The organism is uncultured Thiothrix sp., assembly GCF_937876535.1.
Taxonomy (GTDB): Bacteria; Pseudomonadota; Gammaproteobacteria; order Thiotrichales; family Thiotrichaceae; genus Thiolinea.
On sequence record NZ_CALFHZ010000021.1, the window covers coordinates 389,626 to 413,162 of the forward strand.

Consider the following 23,537-nt stretch of genomic DNA (forward strand, 5'->3'; position numbering starts at 1 on the left):
TAACGGGAGTTTTGTGTAGTGATAACCTTGACCCATTACTTGATTGTGTCAGCCTTGCTGTTCGCGATTAGTGTTGCTGGTATTTTCCTGAATCGGAAAAATATTTTGATTTTGTTGATGTGCATTGAGTTATTGCTGCTCTCAGTGAATTTAAACTTTGTTGCCTTCTCGCATTTCATGAATAACTTAGATGGACAAGTGTTTGTCTTTTTCATTTTGACTGTAGCTGCTGCTGAATCAGCCATTGGCTTAGCCATTCTAGTGACGATTTTCCGTAATCGACGTTCGATTAATGTCGAAGATCTGCATAGCTTAAAGGGGTAAGTATGAGTTTTATATTAGTACTCATTGTTATTGCCCCTCTGCTCGCTTCTATTGTGGCAGGTTTATTCGGGCATAAGCTAGGTAAAACGTGGTCGCATCGGCTTACAACAGGTTCAGTCGCTTTATCTTTCTTACTTTCACTCTTTGTCTTCAAAGCAGTAGCTTTAGATAGTGTGATTCTAAATGAGAATGTCTACCTCTGGGCAGAGGTTGATAGCATCAAAATGCAGTTTGGTTTCTTGATCGATAACCTGTCTGTACTAATGATGGTAGTGGTGACTTTTGTTTCTTTGATGGTACACATTTATACCATTGGCTATATGCACGATGATCCGGGCTATACCCGTTTCTTTAGTTATATTTCCTTGTTTACTTTCGCCATGCTGTTATTGGTGATGAGTAATAACTTCCTGCAATTATTCTTTGGCTGGGAGCTAGTTGGTTTAGTTTCTTATTTATTGATTGGCTTTTGGTATAACAAGGAAACCGCTGCTTATGCCAGTATGAAAGCCTTCATTGTGAATCGAATTGGTGATTTTGGTTTTATTCTAGGTATTGCAGTTGTTCTGATTTACGCTAACTCCTTAGATTATATCCAAGTCTTTGACCGCTTAGAGGTTTCTGTGGTGGGTGGCAAAGGTGATTTGCCTTTAGACCCGATTACTCAAGCTTTAGGCTTAAGCCATCAAGATCTAATCGCACTCTTATTATTCATTGGTGCAATGGGTAAATCTGCACAAGTACCCTTGCATGTGTGGCTACCTGATTCAATGGAAGGCCCAACACCTATTTCAGCTTTGATCCATGCAGCTACGATGGTTACTGCCGGTATCTTCTTAGTAGCGCGGATGTCACCCATTTATGAACAGTCTGATATGGTGCTGAATTTCATTCTGGTGATTGGTGCTACTACTGCTTTCTTCATGGGTTTGATTGCGATTGTACAAACAGATATTAAGCGTGTTGTTGCTTATTCTACCTTGTCTCAATTGGGTTATATGACCGTCGCTTTAGGTGCGTCTGCTTATTCAGCCGCTATCTTTCATTTGATGACCCATGCGTTCTTTAAGGCTTTATTGTTCTTAGCAGCAGGCTCGGTGATTGTAGCCATGCATCATGAGCAAGATATGCGCAAAATGGGTGGCCTGCGTCGCCATATGCCAGTGACTTATTGGACAGCAGTAATGGGTGCTTTAGCCTTATGCGGGATTCCAGTGTTCTCGGGCTTCTTCTCTAAAGACCTGATTATTGAAGCGGTGCATCATTCGGAATTGTCTGCTGCAGGTTATGCTTATGTACTGGTGTTATTAGGTGTCACTATCACAGCTTTCTATACCTTTAGAATGATTTTCATGGTTTTCCACGGCGATGAGCGTATGGATGACGAGACTTTATTACATCTGAAAGAGTCACCCAAAGTTATCACTGTGCCACTAATTTTATTAGCAATTCCTACCGTTATTGCTGGTTTCTTCGTTGGCCCTATAGTGATGGGTGATTATTTTTCGCAAGTTTTATTGCCCGCACAAAATGCCAGCGAAGGGATGCGTGACGTCACCACCATCATGGTTGCAGAGCGGCATGATGCGATTGCCACCCTGCGCGAAGGCTACCATGGCATTTTTAGCTTTATCGGACATGGCTTATTGTCTTTGCCATTCTGGTTAGCGTTGGCTGGGATTGGTTTGGCTTGGTGGGTTTATATTAAAGACGATAGTGTGGCTGATAAAGCGCATGACAAATTGCCTTGGCTCTATCGCTTACTGGATAACAAATACTATGCTGATAGCTTTAATCAGAAGTTTTTTGCAAATGGCTTAGTGTATTTAGGAACTAGCCTCTGGAGCTTTATTGATCGTCTGATTATTGATGGTCTGTTAGTAAATGGTGTAGGGCGGGTGATTGGATGGAGTGCGGGTTGGGCACGTAAGGTGCAAACTGGTTATGTCTATCACTATGCCTTTGCAATGGTGGTGGGCTTAGCATTAATGCTGGGCTGGATTTTGTTAGCCTTGAGATCAGCCTAGGGTTGGCGGAACATAATGAGAGATAGTGATTTATGATGGAATGGCCAATCCTTAGTTTTCTGATTTGGCTGCCAATCATGGGTGGCTTTGGTGTGCTCATCGTCGGTGATCGTTATGGTGCACGTCAAGCCGCTTTATTGGTGGCGGCAATAAGTTTCCTAATCAGCTTACCGCTGTATTTTGCCTATGATGCAGCTGCTGGCACGATGCAATTCACTGAAACCTTTAAGTGGATTGATGCACTAGGGGTGCATGTCAATTATGACTTGGGAGTGGATGGGGTTTCGATTGCTTTAATCCTGCTCAATACCTTCATGACTTTGTTGGTCTTAGCAGCTTCTTGGGATTCTGTTAAAGAACGGGTTGCTCAATACATGGCTGCTTTCCTAATCATGGAAGGTTTGGTCAATGGCGTATTCATGGCACGTGATGCTTTGCTGTTCTATGTGTTCTTTGAAGGTATGTTGATTCCTTTATTCCTGATTTTAGGAGTATGGGGTGGGCCACAACGTATTCATGCCACGATTAAGTATTTTATTTATACCTTTGCAGGTTCAGTCTTTTTACTGGTCAGTTTAATTTATCTTTACACCCAGACCAGCAATGGCAGTTTCTTCTTACCTGATTTATATGCACTCACTAACTTGAGTGAAAATGCGCAGTTACTCGTATTCTTATCTTTCTTAGTCGCTTTTGGGGTCAAAGTACCCTTATGGCCTTTGCATACTTGGTTGCCTGAAGCTTATTCGCAAGCTCCAACCGGTGGCTCAGTAATGTTGGCTGCGATCAGCGTCAAGGTCGGCGGCTATGCATTTTACCGCTTAGCGATGCCGATTGTGCCTGAAGCCTCGCATGACTGGGCTTTATTAGTAGTGAGTCTCTCGCTAGTCGCAATTGTGTATATGAGCTTGATTGCTTTGGTGCAATCCAATTTGAAAAAGTTGGTAGCCTACTCATCGGTTGCACATATGGGGTTTGTCACTCTCGGTTTTTTCTTGGTATTCAAATTACAAGGCTTAGCTTTCGTTGATGCCAATGTGAGTGGCAGTGTATTAGCGGTGCAAGGTGCAATGGTGCAAATGGTATCGCATGGTTTTGTAGCAGGTGCTTTATTCCTTGCGATTGGTATGCTGTTCGAGCGTATGCAGACAGTTGAGATCAGTGCGTATCAAGGTATTACCACCCGTATGCCAGTATTTGCAGCTTTCTTTATGCTGTTTGCGATGGCAAATGTGGGCTTACCGGGTACTTCAGGTTTTGTCGGTGAGTTTTTTGTAATTTTAGCCAGTGCTAAGGCACATTTTTGGGTAGCCTTTATCGCTGCAACCATCCTAATTTTAGGTGCTGCTTATACCTTATGGGTGGTTAAGCGCGTGCTCTTTGGTGAAGTTAATAGTAGCGAAGTGAATAAATTAAGTGATTTGAACCGTCGAGAGTTTGTTATTTTGGCGGTTTTAGCGCTTGCGGTTTTATGGCTGGGTTGGTGGCCTGAGCCACTAACTCGATTAATGGAAGGCTCGATTCGAGAGTGGATGATGATTGTGTCGCCATCAGACCTGATGCCTGTAGTAAAGGGGAGTTCATGATGGCCGCTTTTGAAATTGCTCGTCCCGAAATTTTCTTATTAGCTGCCCTCTGTGTAGTTTTATTGCTGGACTTGTTTTTAGGTAAAGAATCGCGGGTAATTACTTATTTAGCTGCGCAAGCCTCTTTGCTCACCACTATTTTATTGGTGTACAGCTCTTTTTTTAATCGTCCTGATAAAACAGTTGGCCTCGATGGCATGTATATGGTCGATGAAATGGCTGGTGTCCTGAAAATAGCCATTCTATTGGTGTCTATTTTGGCGTTTGCTTGTGCACGTAAATATCTACGTGATCAAGATATGTGGCGGGGCGAGTTCTTTGTACTAGGGATGACGGCTATTTTAGGGATGCTAATTATGGTCTCTGGTTATCATTTATTAGTGCTGTATCTGGGCTTAGAACTACTGTCTTTATCACTGTATGCTTTAGTAGCGATGCGTCGCGATGATGCCCAAGCGACTGAAGCGGCTATTAAATATTTCGTACTGGGCGCAGTAGCTTCAGGCTTTCTTCTCTATGGGATGTCGATGCTCTATGGGATTAGTGGTTCTTTAGAGCTGAATACGATTCGTGAGTATTTTACGAATCAACCTGATATTGCCACCAATTTACCTTTAATGTTTGCCTTGACCTTTATTGTCGCAGGCTTGGCCTTCAAATTAGGGGTAGTGCCTTTCCATATGTGGCTACCTGATGTGTATCAAGGCACACCGACCGCTGTGACTTTATTCTTAAGTAGTGCTCCTAAAATAGCCGTATTTGCCTTAGTCGTTCGCTTAATGGCTGAAGCGCTAGAGCCAGCTCAAAGTGCTTGGTCACAGATGCTTATTTTGTTAGCGCTTTTGTCGATTGGTTTAGGTAATGTTTTAGCACTGGCACAAAATAATTTAAAGCGGCTGTTTGCTTACTCTGCTATTTCTCATATGGGCTTTATGCTGATGGGGATAGTGATGAACACCCATGTGGGGCATAGTGCGGCGATGTTCTATATTTTACTCTATGCGATGATGTCGGCTGGAGCGTTTGCGATGCTGATTTTATTAGGCCGCAAGGGTTATGAAGTCGCCCAGCTAGAAGATTTAAAAGGTTTAAGCAGTCGTCATCCTTGGTTTGCGTTAATGTTCCTCTTAATGCTTTTTTCTATGGCAGGCATTCCCCCAACAGCTGGCTTCTATGCGAAATTCGCGGTGATTGAGGCTGTTGTCCAAGCCAAGTTTGTTTGGGCTGCTGTATTTATGGTGGTCATGTCAGTAGTGGGTGCCTTCTATTATTTGCGGATTATTAAGGTCATGTACTTTGATAAGCCTAATGATCAACCGCCGATTGAAGCAGATATGGATATTCGTGTATTGGTAAGTGCGAATGGTTTACTCATGATTCTCTTAGGCGTGTTCCCGGGCGTGCTCATGAGTATTTGTGATTTAGCTTTAATCGCGAGCCGTTTATGAGCTTGCAATCTTATCAATGGATTTATTTAGCGGTTGCAATAGCTTTGGCTAATTTGCCTTGGCTGAATGAGCGTTGTTTCTTTGTACTGCAGTGTGCAAAAAAGTCGGCTTGGATTCGTTTGTTTGAGTGGCTAGTTTTGTACTTTGTGGTGGGTGGTTTTGGCTATTTGCTAGAGCAGCGCGTGATGGGGAGTAATCATGCGCAAGATTGGGAGTTTTATGCAGTCACTGTAGCCTTGTTTATGGTGTTTGCATTCCCTGGTTTTGTTTATCGTCATATTCGTTAAAACTATTTTAGTTATTTTTAAATTAGAGCTTGCATCTGCTCCTGAAAGTCTCTATAGTTCACAACCTCTGATGCGGGGTGGAGCAGTCTGGCAGCTCGTCGGGCTCATAACCCGAAGGTCGTAGGTTCAAATCCTGCCCCCGCTACCAAACATATAAAAGCCCCTTTATGGGGCTTTTTTATTACCTCGTAAAATAGCTCTAACGGTTACTATGCAAGAACGTTTAAATGCGCTGATCCACACCACGGTCACAGGTCTTGGCTATGAAGTGTGGGGTTTTGAATACCGCCCTTATGCGGAAAGTGCTTTATTGCGCATTTTTATCGATTCACTGAATGGTATTACTGTCGATGATTGTGGAAAAGTTAGCAACCAGCTAGGTGCGGCTTTAGATGTAGAAGATTTAATTCCAGTCGCTTATGTGTTGGAAGTCTCTTCGCCTGGAGTGGATCGAGTATTATTCACCCCAGAGCAGTATCAACGCTATATCGGCGAAAAACTCAAAGTTCGGACGCAATTACCAGTACAGGCACGCCGTAATTTTGTAGGTGTGCTGCGTGAAGCCACTACTGAAGCTATTACGCTGGAGCTAGAGGATGGGAGCTGCGAAATCCCGTATGCAGTGATTGATCGGGGTCGCTTGGTCTATGAAATGAAAACAACGCCTAAGAAAGGAAAAAGGAGCGGTGCGCATTCATGAATAAAGAAATCCTCTACGTTGTTGATGCAGTTTCCAACGAAAAAAATGTCGGCAAAACTTTAATTTTTGAAGCGGTCGAAACCGCTTTAGCTATGGCGACTCGTAAGCGTTTTGGCATGCATATGGATGTTCGTGTCGCTGTCAATCGTAATACGGGTGATTATGATACTTATCGTCGCTGGTTAGTAGTGGATGATGAGGATCCAAATTTCGAAAGCCCGGAGCGTCAAATTTTATTGAGTTATGCACAGAATCGTGGTTTGAGTGCTCAAGTTGGCGAATATATTGAAGAAAAAATTGAGTCGGTAGAATTTGGACGGATTGCTGCACAAACCGCTAAGCAAGTGATTGTGGCTAAAGTACGTGAAGCTGAGCGTGAGAAATTAGTGTCTAGCTATCGTGATAAAGTCGGTCAGCTAATCATGGGCACAGTGAAACGTGTCGATCGCAAAGGTGTGTTCTTGGATTTAGGCGATAATGCTGAAGCTTTAATTCCGAGAGAAGAGATGATTCCGCGTGAAATGGTGCATAATAGCGCGCGCATGCGCGGCTATCTGAAAGAAATTCGTCAAGAGCAACGGGGTCCACAAATTATTGTGAGCCGTAGTGATGTTAGTTTCTTGATTGAACTGATGAAACTTGAAGTTCCTGAAATCAATCAAGAGATGATTGATATTATGGGAGCTGCTCGTGATCCCGGTTCACGCGCTAAAGTAGCCGTGCGTGCTAATCTGCCGAACATTGATCCGGTTGGAGCTTGCGTTGGAATGCGTGGTTCGCGTATTCAGACAGTCACCACTGAGTTAAATGGTGAACGGGTTGATATTGTGCTGTGGAATGATGACATCGCCACTTATGTGATGAATGCGATGGCTCCTGCAGAGGTCTTATCGATTGTAGTCGATGAAGATAAAAAAACCATGGATATTGGGGTTGATAAGGACAAGCTTTCCCAGGCCATTGGTAAAGGTGGGCAAAATGTACGTTTGGCTAGTGAGTTAACGGGCTGGACTTTAAATGTCATGAGTGTGGAAGAAGCTGAGGCGAAAACCGAGGCTGAGCAACAGGCGATTTTAGAGCTGTTCATTAATCGACTGGATGTGGATGAAGAAGTTGCGATCATTTTAGTCGAAGAAGGATTCTCGACCTTAGAAGAAGTTGCTTATGTCCCTCGTGAAGAGTTTTTAGAAATTGAAGCGTTTGATGAGGAAATCGTCAATGAGTTGCGGGAACGTGCACGTACTGCCTTGCTAACCGAAGCAATTGCTAAAGATACGCCGATCCCAGCGGATGATTTACTCACCATGAAAGGTATGGACAAAGAGTTGGCGTATAAGCTCGCAGAAAAAGGTGTCCGTACTATGGAAGATTTAGCCGAGCAATCGGTCGATGAATTATTAGAGATTGAGGGTATGGATGAAAGTCGTGCTGCTCAATTAATTATGACTGCGCGTGAGCCTTGGTTTAAGGACAGCGAGTCGGCCTAACTCAACAGGAGGACAATAAATGTCAGATATTCAGGTAAAAGCACTCGCCGCGATGGTGAAAGCTCCTGTTGATGTATTGATGCGACAGCTAAAGCGAGCAGGCATTGAGGTCAACAGCCCAGAAGACAAAATTACTGATGCGCAAAAGCTGATGCTGCTAGAGCGTATTAAAACTGAAGCAAGTAGTGGACGAACTGAGACGGTGGATAATCGTAACGCAGGTGCAGGTAAAATTACTTTAAAGCGCGCTACTCCTGGTACGGGGGGAAATGATCGCAAACCTCAAGGTGTTGAGGTGCGGCGTAAGAAAACTATTAGCTTACGGAATAGTGAGGCAGAGGCTCAAGCTGATCGTGCAGCAGAACAACGTGCTGAAGTTTTGGCTCGTCAGGCTGAGTCGGATCGTCGTACCCGTGAAGCTTTGATTGAAAAAGCTGAGCGTGAGCGCCGTGAGCTTGAGCTGCAACGTATTCGTCGCCAAAAAGAAGCTGCTACACAGGTACAAGCACCTACTGCAGCTGTTTCAGTGGAGGTGACTGAAGAATCGCAAGCAGAAATTGTCGAGCCAGTAGTTGTTGGTGTCGACTTAGCAACCGAAGTAATTGTTCCTGTGTCAATGCCAGCAGTAGAAATTGAACAGCCTATAGAAGCTGCTGTTTTACAGGAAACAAATGCTAAATTGACTGAGCAGGATGAATCGACTGAATTAGGTTCAGACAAAGATGCAACACCTATTTCAGGGATGGAGCAACGTCAAATTGTAGCTGATGCGGCTCGTCAAGAGGCTTCAGATGCCCTTAAACGTCGCCCATCGCGTGCTAAACCGAAGCAGTCGTTAGCGCCTAAACTCGTCATTGGTTTAGAAGATGAAGAGCCGGCTGAGCGTGCCGCTTCACCTTTAGTTGATACTGACGGTGATGATGAAACCAAGCGTGGTGATAAGAAAAAGGTTAAAACCCGTGGTCGTGAGAATGAGCGCGGGAATACACCGGTTATCCAGCATAAAGGTAACAAACGTAAGCCAGGTCGTGCTCCAGAGCGCGAGGTAAAACATGGCTTCGAGAAGCCGACTGCACCAGTGATTCGGGAAATCGAAATTCCATCCACTATTATTGTTTCCGATTTAGCGCAGAAATTGGCGATTCGTGCTACTGACATCATTAAATCGATGATGAAAATGGGCATGATGGTCACGATTAACCAGTCGATTGACCAAGAAACCGCGATTCTAGTTGCAGAAGAGTTAGGCCACAAGGCGACTCCAATGCAAGTGATGGATGATGAAGCGATTTTAGCGTCTGTGTTGGGTGATAACAGTGATGTTGAGTTAGAAGCACGTCCACCCGTTGTGACTATTATGGGGCACGTTGACCATGGTAAAACCTCTTTGCTGGACTATATCCGTAAAACACGGGTTGCTTCCGGTGAGGCGGGTGGTATTACTCAGCACATTGGTGCTTACCATGTGGATACCAGTCGTGGCACAGTTACCTTCTTAGATACCCCCGGTCATGCAGCCTTCACTAAGATGCGTGCCCGTGGGGCACAAGTGACTGATATTGTGGTTCTGATCGTAGCGGCGGATGATGGTGTTATGCCGCAAACCAAAGAAGCGATTCAGCACGCGAAAGAGGCGAATGTACCGATGGTAGTTGCGATCAATAAGATCGATAAACCACAAGCGGATGTGGATCGAGTCTTAAATGATTTATCGCAAGTCAATGTTCTCACTGAAGAGTGGGGCGGTGATGTTCCCGTGGTACGTGTGTCTGCAAAGACCGGTGTTGGGATTGACGAACTGCTGGAGACAATTTTATTGGTAGCTGAGGTTCAAGAACTCAAAGCTCCAGTGGATGTTCCTGCTAAAGGTACCGTGATTGAGGCGAGCATTGAGCGTGGTCGCGGGGCAGTAGCTACGGTCTTGATTCGTGAAGGCACATTGCGTAAAGGCGATATTCTGCTGTGCGGTACTCAATATGGTCGTGTCCGTGCGCTATTTGATGAAAGTGGACGCTCCGTTAAAGAGGCCGGCCCTTCAATTCCTGTGGCTGTGGTTGGTTTATCTTCTGCCCCTGAAGCAGGTGACGAAGCTTTTGTGGTGAGTGATGAACGTAAAGCGCGGGAAATTGCTGAGCTACGCCAAGAGAAATTACGTGATAGCCGCTTTGCTGCCCAAAACAGTGCCAAGCTGGATAATATGTTCAGCCAGATGCAAACCGGTACACGTGCGCAAATTAACCTCTTAGTTAAAGCCGATGTACAAGGTAGCGTCGAGGCAATTCGTAGTGAGTTGCTCAAGCTTTCAACCGATGAGGTTGAAGTGCGTATTATCTCTTCTGGTATTGGTGGCCTGAATGAGAGTGATATGGACTTAGCGGCTGCCTCTAAAGCGATTGTAGTGGCCTTTAACGTGCGTGCGGATGCGGGTGCACGGCGCTTAGCGCAAGATAATGATGTAGAAATTCGTTACTACAGCATTATTTATGACGTTATCAATGATGTACGTGCAGCGATGAGCGGTATGTTGTCGCCAGAAACTCGTGAAGTCTTCTTAGGCTTGGCTGAGGTTCGCAATGTCTTCCGGGCTTCTGGCTTTGGTCAGGTTGCAGGTTGCTTGGTGGTTGAAGGTGTGGTACGCCGTGGTAACCCTATCCGTGTGCTGCGTGACAATGTGGTTATCTATGAAGGTGAACTGGAATCTTTACGCCGCCATCGTGATGATGTGAAAGAAGTTCAGGTTGGTACTGAGTGCGGTATTGCGGTGAAAGACTACAATGATGTACGTGTAGGCGACCAAATTGAGGTCTTCGAGCATGTACAAGTGGCACGGAGTATTTAATGCCCTCACATTCACCTCGTCAGGGTTATTCACGTAGCGACCGTGTCTCTGAGCAATTGCAACGTGATTTAGCTCAGCTAGTGCGCGAGTTGAAAGACCCGCGCCTTGGCATGGTTACACTGCTAGATGTGGTCGTTTCTAAAGACTTAGCGCATGCGAAAGTTTGGTTTGATGTCTTAGATGTCGAACAGGCTAAACAAGCGGAGGAAGTTCTTAATCATGCGGCTGGCTTCCTACGACATGAATTGGGGCGTGGTTTGAAACTGCGGATCACTCCAGAGCTGAAATTCTTTTATGATGATACTCAGCGCCGTGGTAATGAACTTTCCGCCATTATTGATCAAGCGGTCGCTGCTGACCGCTTGAATCATCCCGATGATGAGCCTGAGCAGGCTAAGCCAGACTCAAGCTCTGAAAAGTAATTCGCTTGGCACGCCGTCAATTTCGCAAACTGGATGGAATTTTATTGCTAGATAAACCTTTAGGGATGTCTAGCAATAAAGCCTTGCAAGAAGCACGTTTCCTGTTTGCCGCTGAAAAAGCCGGGCACACTGGCAGTTTAGATCCGCTTGCTAGTGGTATGCTTCCGCTGTGTTTTGGTGAGGCGACTAAAGTTTCTGGCTTCCTCTTAGATGCAGATAAACGCTATCTCACTACAGCACGCTTCGGTTATACCAGTACTACCGGTGATGAGGAGGGGGAGAAGCAACTGATTCAAGCCTGTCCTAATATCACTTCTGAAAAGCTCGGAGCTGTCTTAGCTCAATTTCGTGGGGAAATTCAGCAAATTCCCCCCATGTATTCCGCTTTAAAAAAAGATGGCCAACCACTCTATAAATTAGCCCGCCAAGGTATTGAAGTCGAGCGTGCTGCCCGCACGGTAGTTATTCATGATTTAAAGCTTCTAGACTGCTCCAGCGATAGTGCCACTTTAGAAGTGCAATGCAGTAAGGGCACTTATATTCGCACTTTGGTGGAAGATATTGGAGCAGCTTTAGGGGTAGGGGCTTATGTGGCTAGCCTGCGGCGTACTGCAGTTTCCCCATTCAACAGCTTACCGATGTATAGTTTAGAGACATTAACAGCTTTTAAAAATCAACAAGAGCGTTTAGACGAGTTTCTCTTGCCTGTTGATCAAGCCCTCACGCATTTACCTAAGCTGGATTTAAGTGAAGCAGAGTCTCTGTTAATTCAACAAGGACAAAAGCTCGTGTTAGAGCAAAAGACTGAGTCGGGACTTTATCGTCTGTATAAAAAAAATAATGAGCAGGTGCAGTTCATAGGGATCGGTGAGGTAAGCAATAATGTACTGAGAGTTAAACGCTTATTAGCCTATTGAACAGTAAAGCCCAACAGGTCTAAGTAAGCGCTCACTGGGTTTTATCTCAAGCTTTTAGCACTTAAGCATTCCACGTGCCCTTGCAGTATGCAGCTTTTTGTAGCTTTCAAGTAAGCGTAAGTGTTTATCCAAGCCTTCAAGTTGGCTATTAGTTGGTGTTAGTCCATAAAAACGTACACGGCCTTCCACTGAGCCTACGACTGCATCCATCACCGTCTGACCAAACATCCGCGTGAAATTAGGCAGGAAATCCGTTAGATCTAATTCCTCATCCAACTCAATGGTTAATACCGCTTGCAAGGCACGATAAAACAAAACGCGCTCAAGGGTATTAGTATTGTATTGCAAGAACTGTTCAGTTCTTTCTAGGGCTTCTTCATGCTGACCCAAGGCCAAATAGATGAGGAGTTTTAACTCTAAAATTGTTAGTTGTCCCCATACGGTATTCTCATCAAACTCAATGCCAATCAAAGTAATAATATCGGTATAATCATCCAGTTGACTGTCCTCCAAACGCTCAACTAAATCATTTAATTCCTCATCAGATAAGCGATGTAAGTTCAGAATATCATGGCGGTAATCCAGTGCCTTATTGGTGTTGTCCCAGATTAAATCCTCAATCGGATAAATCTCCGAATAATCCGGCACAATAATCCGACACACTGGGACACCCAGATCTTCATGGACTGTCATATAGGCCTCTTTGCCCAGTGTTTCTAAAATCGCAAATAAGCGTTGTGCTTCTTGTTCGGTGGTGCCGGAAAAGTCCCACTCGCAAAACTCATAATCAGCCTTGTTACTGAAAAAACGCCAAGAAATAACCCCTGAAGAATCAATAAAATGTTCGACAAAATTGTTTGGCTCAGATACCGCTAAGCTATTAAAACTAGGGGGCTGAAAATCATTTAAGCCTTCAAAGCTGCGTCCTTGTAGTAGCTCGGTTAGGCTACGTTCTAAAGCAATTTCCAAACTTGGATGTGCGCCAAAGGATGCAAATACGCCACCATTGTGTGGATTCATTAAAGTCACACAAGCGACAGGAAATTGCCCACCTAAAGAAGCATCTTTGATCAGTACAGGGAAACCTTGTGCTTCCAGTGCTTTAATGCCCTCGATGAGTTTGGGATATTTATTCAGAACTTCAAGCGGCACATCCGGTAGGACTAATTCATGTTCAATAATTTCTTTTTTAACCGCGCGCTCAAAAATTTCTGATAAACACTGCACCTGTGCTTCAGGGAGGGTATTACCGGCGCTCATGCCATTACTCAGATATAAGTTTTCCAATAAGTTAGAGGGAAAATAGACGATTTCACCATCTGAGTGCCGTACCAAGGGCAAAGCGCAAATACCCCGAGCTTTATTGCCTGAGTTGGTATCTATTAAATGTGCGGCGCGCAACTCCCCATCAGGGTTGTAAATTTCAAGGCAGTAATCATCCAATAATCCCTTGGGTAAGCGCCCATTCAAGCCTGGTTTAAACCAACGCTCATTGGGGTAATGCACAAAAGCGCTATTCGCGATGGCCTCACCGAAATACTGATCATTGTAGAAAAAGTTACAGCTTAAACGCTCAATAAACTCGCCTAAAGCTGAGCAGAGCGCACTTTCCTTACTTGCACCTTTACCATTAGTAAAGCACATAGGGGAGGCCGCATCACGAATATGTAAAGACCAGACATGCGGAACGAGATTGCGCCACGAAGCAATCTCGATTTTCATACCTAAATTCGCCAAAATTTTTGTCATAGTGGCGATAGTCTGTTCTAAAGGTAAATCCTTGCCAGCGATAAAAGTACGCGTTTCACTATCTGGATTCAGGGTCAATAAGGCTTGCGCATCCTTGTCCAAGTTAGCGACGGTTTCAATTTGAAACTCAGGCTCAGCTTGTACTACTTTTTTAACGGTGCAACGCTCAATTGAACGCACAATCCCTTCCCGATCTTTCTTCGAAAAATTTTCTGGTAACTCAACTTGAATCTTGAAAATCTGCTGATAACGGTTTTCAGGATCAACAATATTATTTTGCGATAGGCGAATCTGCTCAGTAGGTAGATTACGTGCTAAGCAGTAGACACGTACAAAATAACCTGCACAGAGTGCTGAGGAAGCTAGGAAATAATCAAACGGACTTGGGGCAGAGCCATCGCCTTTATAACGAATGGGTTGATCAGTGATAACAGTAAAATCGTCAAACTTGGCTTCCAGCCGCAAATTTTCCAGAAAATTAACTTTGATTTCCATGTACAGGATTCCGAAATAAAGGTAAGCCAAATCGTGGCAATGGCTGGGTATTATCCAGATTTTGAAGGGCGGCGTCTTGTAACTAGCTAGCTTTGAATGAATTAGTGCTCTCAGTTGGTCAGCTTAACCTAGCCTGCTAACCCTTTAGCATTCATCAATAAAAGTAGTGTATGCATAATGAAGTTTATCAGGCTAAAGGGGAGGGCAACTAGATGAGTAAGACACAGCAATACAAGTGGTGGCAAGTTGGAGCATTCTGGTTTACTTGGTCAGCTTTGCTCCTGACGGCGTATGGAGCTGCTTTAGTAACTTATTTTATAGGTTCCATGCTAACTGATTACTACGAACCCCTAGATATTGCCTTAGTTGTTATCTTTGCGCTGACTTTATTTCTGATTATGACACTAATTGTGTATACCGGCTGGCATTATTGGCAGCGCACACAGACTTATGCTTATTTAATGTCGCTAATGTTAATGGCTTTAGTGGTGATCCCACTACTGGCTAGTAGTGGGGCTGCTTATGTACTGACACAAGTACCAGGTTTCAGCTTGACATTCTAAGCTGCCACTTAGGTTTAGCGATGCCAGTAATGCATACTGATCGGGTCGAGAATCGTAGGCGTTTTTTCAAATTTCGGATTGGGTTCGGGATAGTCTAGGGTGTAATGTAAACCACGACTTTCCTTGCGGCTTAAGGCCGAACGAATAATTAACCACGCGACCATCGCTAAATTACGTAATTCGATCAAATCACTGGTGACACGGAAATGGGCGTAATATTCGTTGATTTCGCTAAGTAAGAGTTCAATCCGGTGCTGGGCGCGTTGTAAGCGTTTGGTAGTTCTGACAATGCCTACATAGTCCCACATAAAGCGCCGAATTTCATCCCAGTTATGGGTGACAACCACTAGTTCATCAGAATCAGTCACTCGACTCTCATCCCACGCAGGTAGCTCGGGAAGAATCAACTCTTCATCTAAGCGCTGCGCAATATCCGTACTAGCAGCTTGACCAAACACGATACACTCTAATAAAGAGTTGCTCGCCATGCGATTAGCTCCATGTAACCCCGTATAAGCTGCTTCACCAATACAATACAGCCCATCAATATCCGTTTTACCTTGGAGATTAGTGAGGACACCGCCACAAGTATAATGTGCAGCAGGTACCACCGGAATTGGCTGCTTGGTCATGTCATAGCCAAATTCTAAACAAGTGGCATAGACATTCGGGAAATGGCTTTTAATGAACTCAGCGGGTTTATGGCTAATATCCAGATAAACACAGGCAATCCCTAAGCGCTTCATTTCATGGTCAATTGCACGCGCCACAATATCCCGCGGGGCTAGTTCAGCGCGGGGATCAAATTTGGGCATAAAGCGCGTGCCATCGGGCAGGAGTAGATGACCACCTTCACCACGCACCGCTTCCGTAATCAGATGGGATTTTGCATGTGGATGATACAAACAAGTGGGATGGAACTGCATGAATTCCATATTGGCAATCCGACAGCCTGCCCGCCAAGCCATAGCAATACCATCACCGCTCGCGCCATCTGGATTACTAGTGTATAAATAAACTTTACTAGCTCCACCGGTCGCAATCACTGTAAAGCGAGCACGCATAGGCTCAATGCTTTGATCTTGGCGGTTGTGCACATAAGCACCTACGACACGATTGCCAGCCATACCTAGTTTGCGCGTAGTAATTAAATCAATGGCGATGTGCTGCTCGAAAGTTTGAATATTTTCACACTGGCGTAAGCGTTCAACTAAGGTAGTTTCTAAGGCATAACCACTAGCATCAGCAGCATGCGCAATTCGGCGATGACTATGCCCGCCTTCACGGGTTAAATGTAAAGGTGAGTTCTGATCGTGATCATCTTCACGAGTAAAGGGCACGCCTTCATCCAGTAACCAATTAATCGATTGAGCACCGTGTTCAACAGTAAAGCGCACCGTGTCTTCGTTGCACAAGCCAGCCCCTGCATTTAAGGTATCTGCCATATGTGATTCGGTGCTGTCGCGCACATCTAAAACAGCTGAAATCCCACCTTGTGCGTAATACGTGCTACCTTCTGTAATAGCATTCTTACTGAGTACAGCAATTTTACAGGTTTTGGGTAGATTAAGAGCCAGAGTTAAGCCGGCGGCTCCACTGCCGATTATCAACACATCATACATAGTGTGCGTTTATCCTTGATACCCTGAATTAGCGGTTGAAAATATTCTATTCTTAGCTCACACACTGTAGCATATAACGCTTTCGGAAATGACCGAAACACACTAACCGTAAGGAGTAATGCCCGCATGGGCACGAGTTTAACTGATCTTGAGCTAGTTCAACGTGTTCAAGCCGGGGATAAAAAATCGTTTGATGTTTTAGTATTAAAATATCAGCATAAAGTAATTAATCTAGTCATGCGCTATATGCACGACCCCGATACGGCGCAAGATGTCGCTCAAGAAGCCTTTATTAAAGCCTATCGTGGCTTAAAAAATTTCCGTGGTGAGTCCGCTTTTTATACATGGTTGTATCGAATTGCGATTAATACCGCTAAGAATCATCTCGTCTCACAAGGTCGGCGTGCACCCACGAATGATATTGATGCAGATGAAGCGGAACAATTTGAGGGTGAGTCTGCTCTAAAGGAGTACGGCACACCAGAAAATGAAATGCTGCGCGATGAAATCCAATCCATCGTCAGTAATGCCATCGATGCATTACCGGATGATTTGCGCACTGCGATTGTGCTACGCGAGCTAGAAGGGATGAGCTACGAAGAAATAGCAGAGGCAATGGATTGCCCCATTGGTACTGTGCGTTCGCGGATTTTCCGTGCGCGTGAGTCAATTGACAAGGTTTTGCAACCCTTATTGCGTTAGGCAGTCTAAGGCATGTAGAACTCAGGTAAAAGATTATGAATGCTAGTAAAGAAGAATATCTATCAGCAGTCTTAGATGATGCAGCTGATAGAGTTGAGCGTGATTCAATTTTGAGTACGCTTAGGGAAGATGCAGAGTTGGGGAATACTTTAAGTCGATATGCGCTGATTGGCGAAGTCATGCGCTCACGCACTAAACCTATAGTGGCAAAAACTGATTTCTTAGCAGGAATCCACGCAGGCTTAGATGACGAACCTGTATACGATGAAAAGGTCATTGACTTAGCTAGTCGAGCGCCTAAACGCGACACCCAAAATCCAACTGCCTTAGCTCCTCGCCAGCGTAACCAAGCCAAAAAAACCACTTCTATAAAGTATGGTTTAGCCACAGCGGCAGCAGTAGTTGCTGTGGTAGGTGCAACGATGCTATTGAATCAGCCTCCTAAGCAAGCTGAAGTTGTGGCGAGTGCCCCGATTCAACCAGCGGCTTTAGTGCAATTAGCGCAGGCTAAACCGATTCGTTCAGCGAATCAATTAGATCCTCAGAGCCGAGATGTGCTCAGGCAGTATGTAGCACAGCATGTCAAATATGCTTCAACTACGGCAATTGTTCCTTCGGTCAGGGCTGTCTCTTATTCGAATGATTACTAAATATAAGCTTAAGTTAATGGTTGCCTCACTCGGATTGCCATTTTTTTTGGCTCAGCCGAGTGTGGCTGCTGATGCTTTAGAGTTGTTGGATCGCATGCAATCAGCCGTTTATGATTTGGACTACACTGGGCAACTGGTGTATTCCAAAGGTGATGAATTATCGACCTATCGAATTACTCATCAAGCCGGTCAAGAACAAGAAAGTGTAGTGCGACTCAATCAAGGGGATGGTGAAAATGGGAGCCAAATTGAGAGCTTTTCTCTTTCCAAGTTTAATCCACATGCTTCTGACACTAATACCTATGCGTTTGATTTAGGTGGAGCAGCACGTGTAGCTGAACATGATTGTCAAATCGTGGTTGTACGCCCTAAAGATAAAATGCGTTATTTGCAGCGTTACTGTATCGATCCTAAAACAGGTATGTTGTTAAAGTATTCACTCATGGATCGTGAACAACAAGTGCTTGAGCAATTAATGTTTACCCAGCTTTCCATTGATATTAAAGCGGCCATGCCAACGAGCGATGCCTTAGCGATAAGCAGTACTGAAGTAGCCCCTATGCCGGTTGCAGCCGCTGCTATGGATAGAGCGAGACTTGTGAAACCGAACGAACCTGCTAGTACAGCTGAAAAACCGATTTCTACCGATGCCAATAATTTAGGTAACTGGCGCTTTGAGAGCCTGCCTGCTGGCTTCAAAGTGGTGAAAGTCATTCCTCAAACCGACAATAACAACGTTCGTCAGATTGTGCTGTCTGATGGTATGGCTGCCGTGTCAGTATTCATTGCACCGGCTGCTGCAGCTAAAGATATTGATCAGTTATCTTATGCCAATGGCGCAACTCATATTATGGGTTTGGAGCTAGCGGGGCATTTAATTACTTTTGTCGGTGAAGTGCCTGAACCAACCTTACAAGCAATTCAGAAAGGCTTAAGGTATGTTGCCCGATAATACGCCGGAAAGGTCAAAAAATGATCTATTAAATATAAACAATAATCAGCAAAGGCTAGACGGTATGATAGAGCAAACTGCACGGGTCGTGAGCACACAGCATGGACATGCTTGGGTTCTGCCTTCAAATTCAACTAATTGTAAAGCTTGCTCAGTAAAATCAGGTAGCGGCTGTGCTAGTGCATTTAATTTTTTTAATTCATCTAAAGCAAAATGTGAGCCTATTTACGTACAAAATCCCCTGCATGCTAAACCAGGTGAGGAAGTAGTGATCGGTACGCCAGGAAATACCTTAGTGCTCTATTCAGTGTTGGCTTATTTGTTGCCCTTAGCAAGTATGTTGGTGTTTGCTATTTTAGGCTCGCAAGTTTTTCAAGTACTGAGCTTTCCCCAAGAAGCAGGGGCTACTTTAGGTGGAGTTGCAGGTTTATTGAGTGGCTTTAAACTAGCCAATTGGCTGGCCGTTCGTATAAATCAGACACATGAAGGTATGCATTCGGTGATTTTACGCCACAAAGAGCAATTTATTTATTCCGCTAGTAGCATTTCTCACGTTTAAGTATGAGGCAGTTTTTTTGGCTGCCTTAGAACCTTTTCTGCTATTTTCCCCTAAACATGAAATAGACTGCGCCGACTAAGCATAAGCCTGCCCATAAGTAATCAAGCTTAAGGGGTTCGCGCATATAAAAATAGGCGAAGGGGACAAACAGCGAGAGAGTGATGACTTCTTGAATGACTTTAAGCTGCCCTAAAGTCAATATCGTATAGCCGATCCGGTTTGCGGGAACCTGTAGTAAATATTCAAACAACGCAATTCCCCAACTAATTAAAGCGGCAATAATCCAAGGCTTATTATTCAGTTCTTTGAGGTGTGCATACCAAGCGAAAGTCATAAATACATTGCTACACAGCAATAAACCAATCGAGACTACTACTGGATTCATAAAACGCGCCCTTGATTAAAAGCGCGTTACTATAAAAGCAAAGATTTAGACAAACAAGTTCGGGCAATTAAAGCCTAGAGAGCGCAACTACGCTTACCCACACATGGTAAATTGCCCCGATGTGCCCCTACTACATTCGCTAAGCTTTTCAGACGTCGTTCACCATAAGTATCACCTTGAGCCCGACGCTCTGCCGCTAAGCGATTTAAGCGAGTAATCTTGGCACCTAATTCTTGAGCAATAGCGGCACAAGGTTTATAACGCGCTGCGTTCACGCTAGGGGCTGTCACTAAGCCTGCCAGTAGCAAGCTTGAACAGCTCATCGCTAAAGTTTTTTTATAATTACGCATAATTTTGAACTCCATGTTCTTGAGTTTATTCTAAGTGATTCAATCCAGATCACTCTTTAGAGTTTAATCAGCCACAGACTGTTGTGTTTGAGCAACTGATAAAAGGTCGAGTTTTTACTTTAAACTTACCAATGCATTATTTTTCTGAGAAGACTCGGGTAGAATGCGCTCTTAATTATTCATTTAATGCTTGCCCATTTATCAATTAACTTTATCTTTAATAAGCCATTATGACCCAAGTTTTCCCTATTATTCTCGCGGCTGGTCAAGGTACGCGGATGCGTTCTGATTTACCTAAAGTGCTTCATGCAGTAGCGGGTAAACCCATGCTGCAACATGTCATCGATACATGCAGAAAATTAACTAATGACCGTTTAGCAGTCGTTTATGGGCATGGAGGCGAACAGGTTAAACAATCGATTCAAGAGGATGGTATTGTTTGGGTATTGCAGGCTGAACAAAAAGGTACAGGGCATGCAGTCGCCCAAGCGATTGAATTAGCACCAGATGATGCACCCGTCTTAATTGCTTATGCGGATACACCATTAATTCGCCCTGAAACCTTGCAGCAGTTAGTGAACACTTTAGATAAAGCCGCTTTAGCCGTGTTGACTACTAAGCCTGTTAATCCCACAGGGTATGGGCGTATTGTGCGTAATGAACACGGTGCTGTCTTAAAAATTGTTGAAGAAAAAGATGCTAATGAGTCAACTCGTGCTATCCAAGAAATCAATACCGGTTTTATGGTAGCGAAAGGCGTGGATTTTAAGCGCTGGCTCAAGCGGCTGACACCGAATAATGCGCAGGGCGAATATTATTTAACCGATTGTATTAGTATGGCCGTAGCTGAACAGCGTGAAGTTAAAGCAGTAATTTGTGCTGATCCCTTGGAAGCAGAAGGTATTAACAATCGTGTGCAACTAGCGCGTTTAGAGCGAGTTGCTCAGCAACGTCAAGTTGAAGCTTTAATGCTTGCAGGTGTAACGGTGGCTGATCCGGCACGTTTAGATATTCGCGGTCAGCTTAAAGCTGGAAAAGATTGCTTTATCGATATTAATGTACTGTTCCTTGGTGAAGTAACGCTAGGCGAGCGGGTCATTATTGAGCCGAATTGCGTGATCCAAGACGCTAAAATCGGTGATGGAGTGCATATTAAAGCGAATACTTGTATAGAGTCTGCAGTAGTTGCTGCCGATTGTGATATAGGACCATTTGCACGCTTACGACCTGGTACAGTGCTTGCAGAGCAAGCTAAGATTGGCAATTTCGTCGAAACCAAAAAAACCAATATTGGTAAAGGCAGTAAGGTGAGCCATCTCAGCTATATCGGTGATACCGAGATGGGCGAAGAGGTGAATATTGGCGCGGGTACTATCACTTGTAATTATGACGGGGTGAATAAGTTCAAAACAACCATTGGGGATCGAGTGTTTGTCGGCTCATGTACCCAATTAGTTGCACCCGTGACGATTGAAGATGATGCGACCATTGGTGCAGGGTCGACCATTACCAAAACTGCACCTGCCGGGCAACTGACCTTGGCAAGAGCAAAGCAAATGACGGTTAAAGGCTGGCAGCGCCCAGTCAAGGAGCAAAAGTAATGTGTGGTATTGTTGGTGCAGTTGCACAGCGTCCTGTTACAGGCATTCTCTTGGAAGGTTTGCGGCGCTTAGAATACCGCGGTTATGACTCAGCGGGAGTTGCTTTAATCACCACAGGCAACAAGCTAAAACGAGTACGTTCCTTAGGTAAAGTCGCCGCTTTAACCACTAAATTAGACTCAGAGCCTGTTGAGGGTAAAACTGGCATTGCCCACACCCGCTGGGCGACTCATGGTAAACCTGCTGAACACAATGCACATCCACATTTTAGTGGGGAAAGTTTAGCGGTAGTCCATAATGGAATCATTGAAAACTATTTAGAATTACGTGAGCGTTTGGGTGCTTTAGGCTATGTATTTAGCACTGAAACGGATACTGAAGTCGCTGCTCATTTGGTCGATTATCATACCAAACGTCATGAAAGCTTGCTGCAAGGTATGCTAAAGGCGCGGAAAGAGTTTACAGGTGCTTATGCTTTAGCGGCACTGAGTCCAACAGAGCCGAATACTTTAGTGGTTGCTCGCCAAGGTAGTCCATTAATTATTGGTGTAGGCATTGGTGAACATTTTATTGGCTCGGATATTCAAGCCATGTTGCCAGTGACGAATCGTTTTATTTATTTAGAAAATGGTGATGTTGCCCGTATCAATCAATATAAAATTGAGATTTTTGATGCAGAAGGCCAAGCCGTTGAACGCCCAATCCGCGAATCAAAAGTCGGTGATAGTTCAACTGAATTAGGTGAGTATCGTCATTATATGCTCAAAGAAATTTTTGAGCAGCCACGAGCGATCACTGCCACCTTAGAAGGGCGTTTAGCGCAACACCAAATTTTATCTTGTTTAAGTGGCGATAAACCGCTGGAAGTGCTCGCTAAAGTCGAGGAAATCCAGATTGTGGCTTGTGGTACTAGCTATCATGCGGGTTTGATTGCGCGCCATTGGTTTGAAACCTATACCGATCTACCTTGCCATGTCGAGGTCGCTAGCGAGTATCGGTATCGTCGCCAGCCGAAGCGCGCTAATTTACTATTAATCACTATTTCACAGTCCGGTGAAACAGCTGATACTTTAGCCGCTTTAGAAAAAATGAAGCAAGCGCAGGCTTGTTTAGCATCGCTGACTATTTGTAACGTGCTAGAAAGCTCCCTAACGCGCGAATCAGATATGTCTTTGATGACTTTAGCCGGTCCAGAGATTGGCGTAGCCTCTACTAAAGCCTTCACGACACAATTAGTCGCTTTACAAATGCTCCTAGGTTTAGTTATTCAGGCTAAACAAGGCGAAACAGCAGTGAGTCGGCAGTTGGTTGCTGATTTAGCTTTGCTACCTCAATTAGTGCAACAAGCGCTCGATTTAAATCCGAAAATTGAAGCTTTAGCCGAGCGTTTTATTGAAAAGCATCACGCTTTATTTTTAGGGCGTGGTGAGCAATATCCGGTGGCTTTAGAAGGTGCATTAAAGCTGAAGGAGATTTCCTATATTCATGCGGAGGCTTATCCAGCAGGTGAACTAAAACATGGTCCATTAGCCTTAGTGGATAGTGAAATGCCTGTGATTGCGGTTGCACCCAATACTTCGCTTCTAGAAAAGCTCATGTCTAATTTAGAGGTAGTGCGTGCACGGGGTGGTGAGTTGTATGTCTTTGCTTGTAAGAGTGCGAATTTAGTACCCCATGAGCAAATGCATGTCATTGAGTTGCCTGAAGTTCCTGAATTGCTAGCGCCGATTGTTTACACGATACCTTTACAATTACTGGCTTATCATGTGGCAGTTCTTAAAGGTACTGATGTGGATAAGCCGCGTAATTTGGCAAAGTCGGTGACAGTGGAGTAGCCCTATCTCTTCTAGGTTATGAACCGTTTTTGTGCAT

General features: G+C 44.4%; 21 protein-coding genes and 1 tRNA gene. 18 read left to right on the forward strand and 4 right to left on the reverse strand.

The window, feature by feature from the left end; translation table 11 throughout:
- The first annotated feature begins 18 nt into the window (after positions 1–18).
- From nuoK to truB, 11 genes are all read left to right on the forward strand, one after another.
- The gene (nuoK, locus tag Q0230_RS16390; RefSeq protein WP_298611587.1) at positions 19–324 is read left to right on the forward strand and encodes an NADH-quinone oxidoreductase subunit NuoK; all 306 of its coding nucleotides are present in this window, start codon (positions 19–21) and stop codon (positions 322–324) included.
- A 2-nt stretch (positions 325–326) separates the two neighbouring features.
- Positions 327–2,351 (forward strand): NADH-quinone oxidoreductase subunit L, encoded by a 2,025-nt coding sequence (gene nuoL / locus Q0230_RS16395; protein ID WP_298611590.1) that lies wholly within the window; start codon positions 327–329, stop codon positions 2,349–2,351.
- A gap of 32 nt (positions 2,352–2,383) precedes the next feature.
- On the forward strand, positions 2,384–3,937 hold the full coding sequence (locus tag Q0230_RS16400; RefSeq protein ID WP_298611593.1) for a NuoM family protein: 1,554 nt from the start codon (positions 2,384–2,386) through the stop codon (positions 3,935–3,937).
- Positions 3,934–5,385, forward strand: coding sequence for an NADH-quinone oxidoreductase subunit NuoN (gene nuoN / locus Q0230_RS16405; protein WP_298611596.1), 1,452 nt, complete (start codon positions 3,934–3,936; stop codon positions 5,383–5,385). Before Q0230_RS16400 ends, nuoN begins: the two co-directional genes overlap by 4 nt.
- Positions 5,382–5,672, forward strand: a complete 291-nt coding sequence (locus Q0230_RS16410; protein WP_298611599.1) for a DUF2818 family protein — start codon at positions 5,382–5,384, stop codon at positions 5,670–5,672. Before nuoN ends, Q0230_RS16410 begins: the two co-directional genes overlap by 4 nt.
- Positions 5,673–5,743: 71 nt before the next feature.
- Positions 5,744–5,820 (forward strand) — tRNA-Met (locus Q0230_RS16415).
- A gap of 63 nt (positions 5,821–5,883) precedes the next feature.
- Complete coding sequence (rimP, locus tag Q0230_RS16420; protein ID WP_298611602.1) at positions 5,884–6,372, forward strand: ribosome maturation factor RimP; 489 nt, start codon at positions 5,884–5,886, stop codon at positions 6,370–6,372.
- Entirely contained in the window at positions 6,369–7,859 is a 1,491-nt protein-coding gene (nusA, locus tag Q0230_RS16425; RefSeq protein ID WP_298611605.1) for a transcription termination factor NusA, read from the forward strand. The genes rimP and nusA overlap by 4 nt, the downstream gene beginning before the upstream one ends.
- Before the next feature lie 19 nt (positions 7,860–7,878).
- Entirely contained in the window at positions 7,879–10,698 is a 2,820-nt protein-coding gene (infB, locus tag Q0230_RS16430; protein ID WP_298611608.1) for a translation initiation factor IF-2, read from the forward strand.
- Positions 10,698–11,120 (forward strand): 30S ribosome-binding factor RbfA, encoded by a 423-nt coding sequence (rbfA, locus tag Q0230_RS16435; protein ID WP_298611611.1) that lies wholly within the window; start codon positions 10,698–10,700, stop codon positions 11,118–11,120. The genes infB and rbfA overlap by 1 nt, the downstream gene beginning before the upstream one ends.
- Entirely contained in the window at positions 11,120–12,037 is a 918-nt protein-coding gene (gene truB, locus Q0230_RS16440) for a tRNA pseudouridine(55) synthase TruB (protein WP_367274148.1), read from the forward strand. Before rbfA ends, truB begins: the two co-directional genes overlap by 1 nt.
- Before the next feature lie 54 nt (positions 12,038–12,091).
- On the opposite strand, the gene Q0230_RS16445 is transcribed toward truB, so the two are convergent.
- A complete protein-coding gene (locus tag Q0230_RS16445; RefSeq protein ID WP_298611617.1) occupies positions 12,092–14,281 on the reverse strand; it encodes an OsmC domain/YcaO domain-containing protein in 2,190 nt (729 codons plus the stop codon).
- A gap of 212 nt (positions 14,282–14,493) precedes the next feature.
- Here Q0230_RS16445 and Q0230_RS16450 point away from each other — a divergent pair, with 212 nt between their 5' ends.
- Positions 14,494–14,844 (forward strand): hypothetical protein, encoded by a 351-nt coding sequence (locus tag Q0230_RS16450; protein ID WP_298611620.1) that lies wholly within the window; start codon positions 14,494–14,496, stop codon positions 14,842–14,844.
- Positions 14,845–14,858: 14 nt separating this feature from the next.
- Here Q0230_RS16450 and nadB read toward each other — a convergent pair whose 3' ends face one another.
- Positions 14,859–16,466: an L-aspartate oxidase gene (nadB, locus tag Q0230_RS16455; protein ID WP_298611624.1), complete on the reverse strand. Its 1,608-nt coding sequence runs from the start codon at positions 16,464–16,466 to the stop codon at positions 14,859–14,861.
- A gap of 126 nt (positions 16,467–16,592) precedes the next feature.
- Between nadB and rpoE the strand changes: the two genes are divergently transcribed.
- The 4 genes from rpoE to Q0230_RS16475 all read left to right on the forward strand — a co-directional run bounded on the left by rpoE (position 16,593) and on the right by Q0230_RS16475 (position 19,329).
- The gene (gene rpoE / locus Q0230_RS16460; RefSeq protein WP_298611627.1) at positions 16,593–17,168 is read left to right on the forward strand and encodes an RNA polymerase sigma factor RpoE; all 576 of its coding nucleotides are present in this window, start codon (positions 16,593–16,595) and stop codon (positions 17,166–17,168) included.
- A 35-nt stretch (positions 17,169–17,203) separates the two neighbouring features.
- Complete coding sequence (locus Q0230_RS16465; protein ID WP_298611630.1) at positions 17,204–17,818, forward strand: sigma-E factor negative regulatory protein; 615 nt, start codon at positions 17,204–17,206, stop codon at positions 17,816–17,818.
- 16 nt (positions 17,819–17,834) lie between these two features.
- Complete coding sequence (locus tag Q0230_RS16470; RefSeq protein WP_298611633.1) at positions 17,835–18,770, forward strand: MucB/RseB C-terminal domain-containing protein; 936 nt, start codon at positions 17,835–17,837, stop codon at positions 18,768–18,770.
- A 64-nt stretch (positions 18,771–18,834) separates the two neighbouring features.
- Positions 18,835–19,329 (forward strand): SoxR reducing system RseC family protein, encoded by a 495-nt coding sequence (locus tag Q0230_RS16475; RefSeq protein ID WP_298611638.1) that lies wholly within the window; start codon positions 18,835–18,837, stop codon positions 19,327–19,329.
- A 40-nt stretch (positions 19,330–19,369) separates the two neighbouring features.
- On the opposite strand, the gene Q0230_RS16480 is transcribed toward Q0230_RS16475, so the two are convergent.
- Together Q0230_RS16480 and Q0230_RS16485 are read right to left on the reverse strand one after the other, a co-directional pair.
- Positions 19,370–19,714 carry a DMT family protein gene (locus tag Q0230_RS16480; RefSeq protein WP_298611641.1) on the reverse strand — a complete coding sequence of 115 codons (345 nt, stop codon included), beginning with the start codon at positions 19,712–19,714 and terminating at the stop codon, positions 19,370–19,372.
- Between the two features lie 74 nt (positions 19,715–19,788).
- Positions 19,789–20,064 (reverse strand): hypothetical protein, encoded by a 276-nt coding sequence (locus Q0230_RS16485; RefSeq protein ID WP_298611644.1) that lies wholly within the window; start codon positions 20,062–20,064, stop codon positions 19,789–19,791.
- A 230-nt stretch (positions 20,065–20,294) separates the two neighbouring features.
- On the opposite strand from Q0230_RS16485, the gene glmU reads away from it, so the two are divergent.
- Positions 20,295–21,665: a bifunctional UDP-N-acetylglucosamine diphosphorylase/glucosamine-1-phosphate N-acetyltransferase GlmU gene (gene glmU, locus Q0230_RS16490; protein WP_298611647.1), complete on the forward strand. Its 1,371-nt coding sequence runs from the start codon at positions 20,295–20,297 to the stop codon at positions 21,663–21,665.
- Complete coding sequence (glmS, locus tag Q0230_RS16495; protein ID WP_298611650.1) at positions 21,665–23,500, forward strand: glutamine--fructose-6-phosphate transaminase (isomerizing); 1,836 nt, start codon at positions 21,665–21,667, stop codon at positions 23,498–23,500. The genes glmU and glmS overlap by 1 nt, the downstream gene beginning before the upstream one ends.
- Positions 23,501–23,537 lie beyond the last annotated feature (37 nt).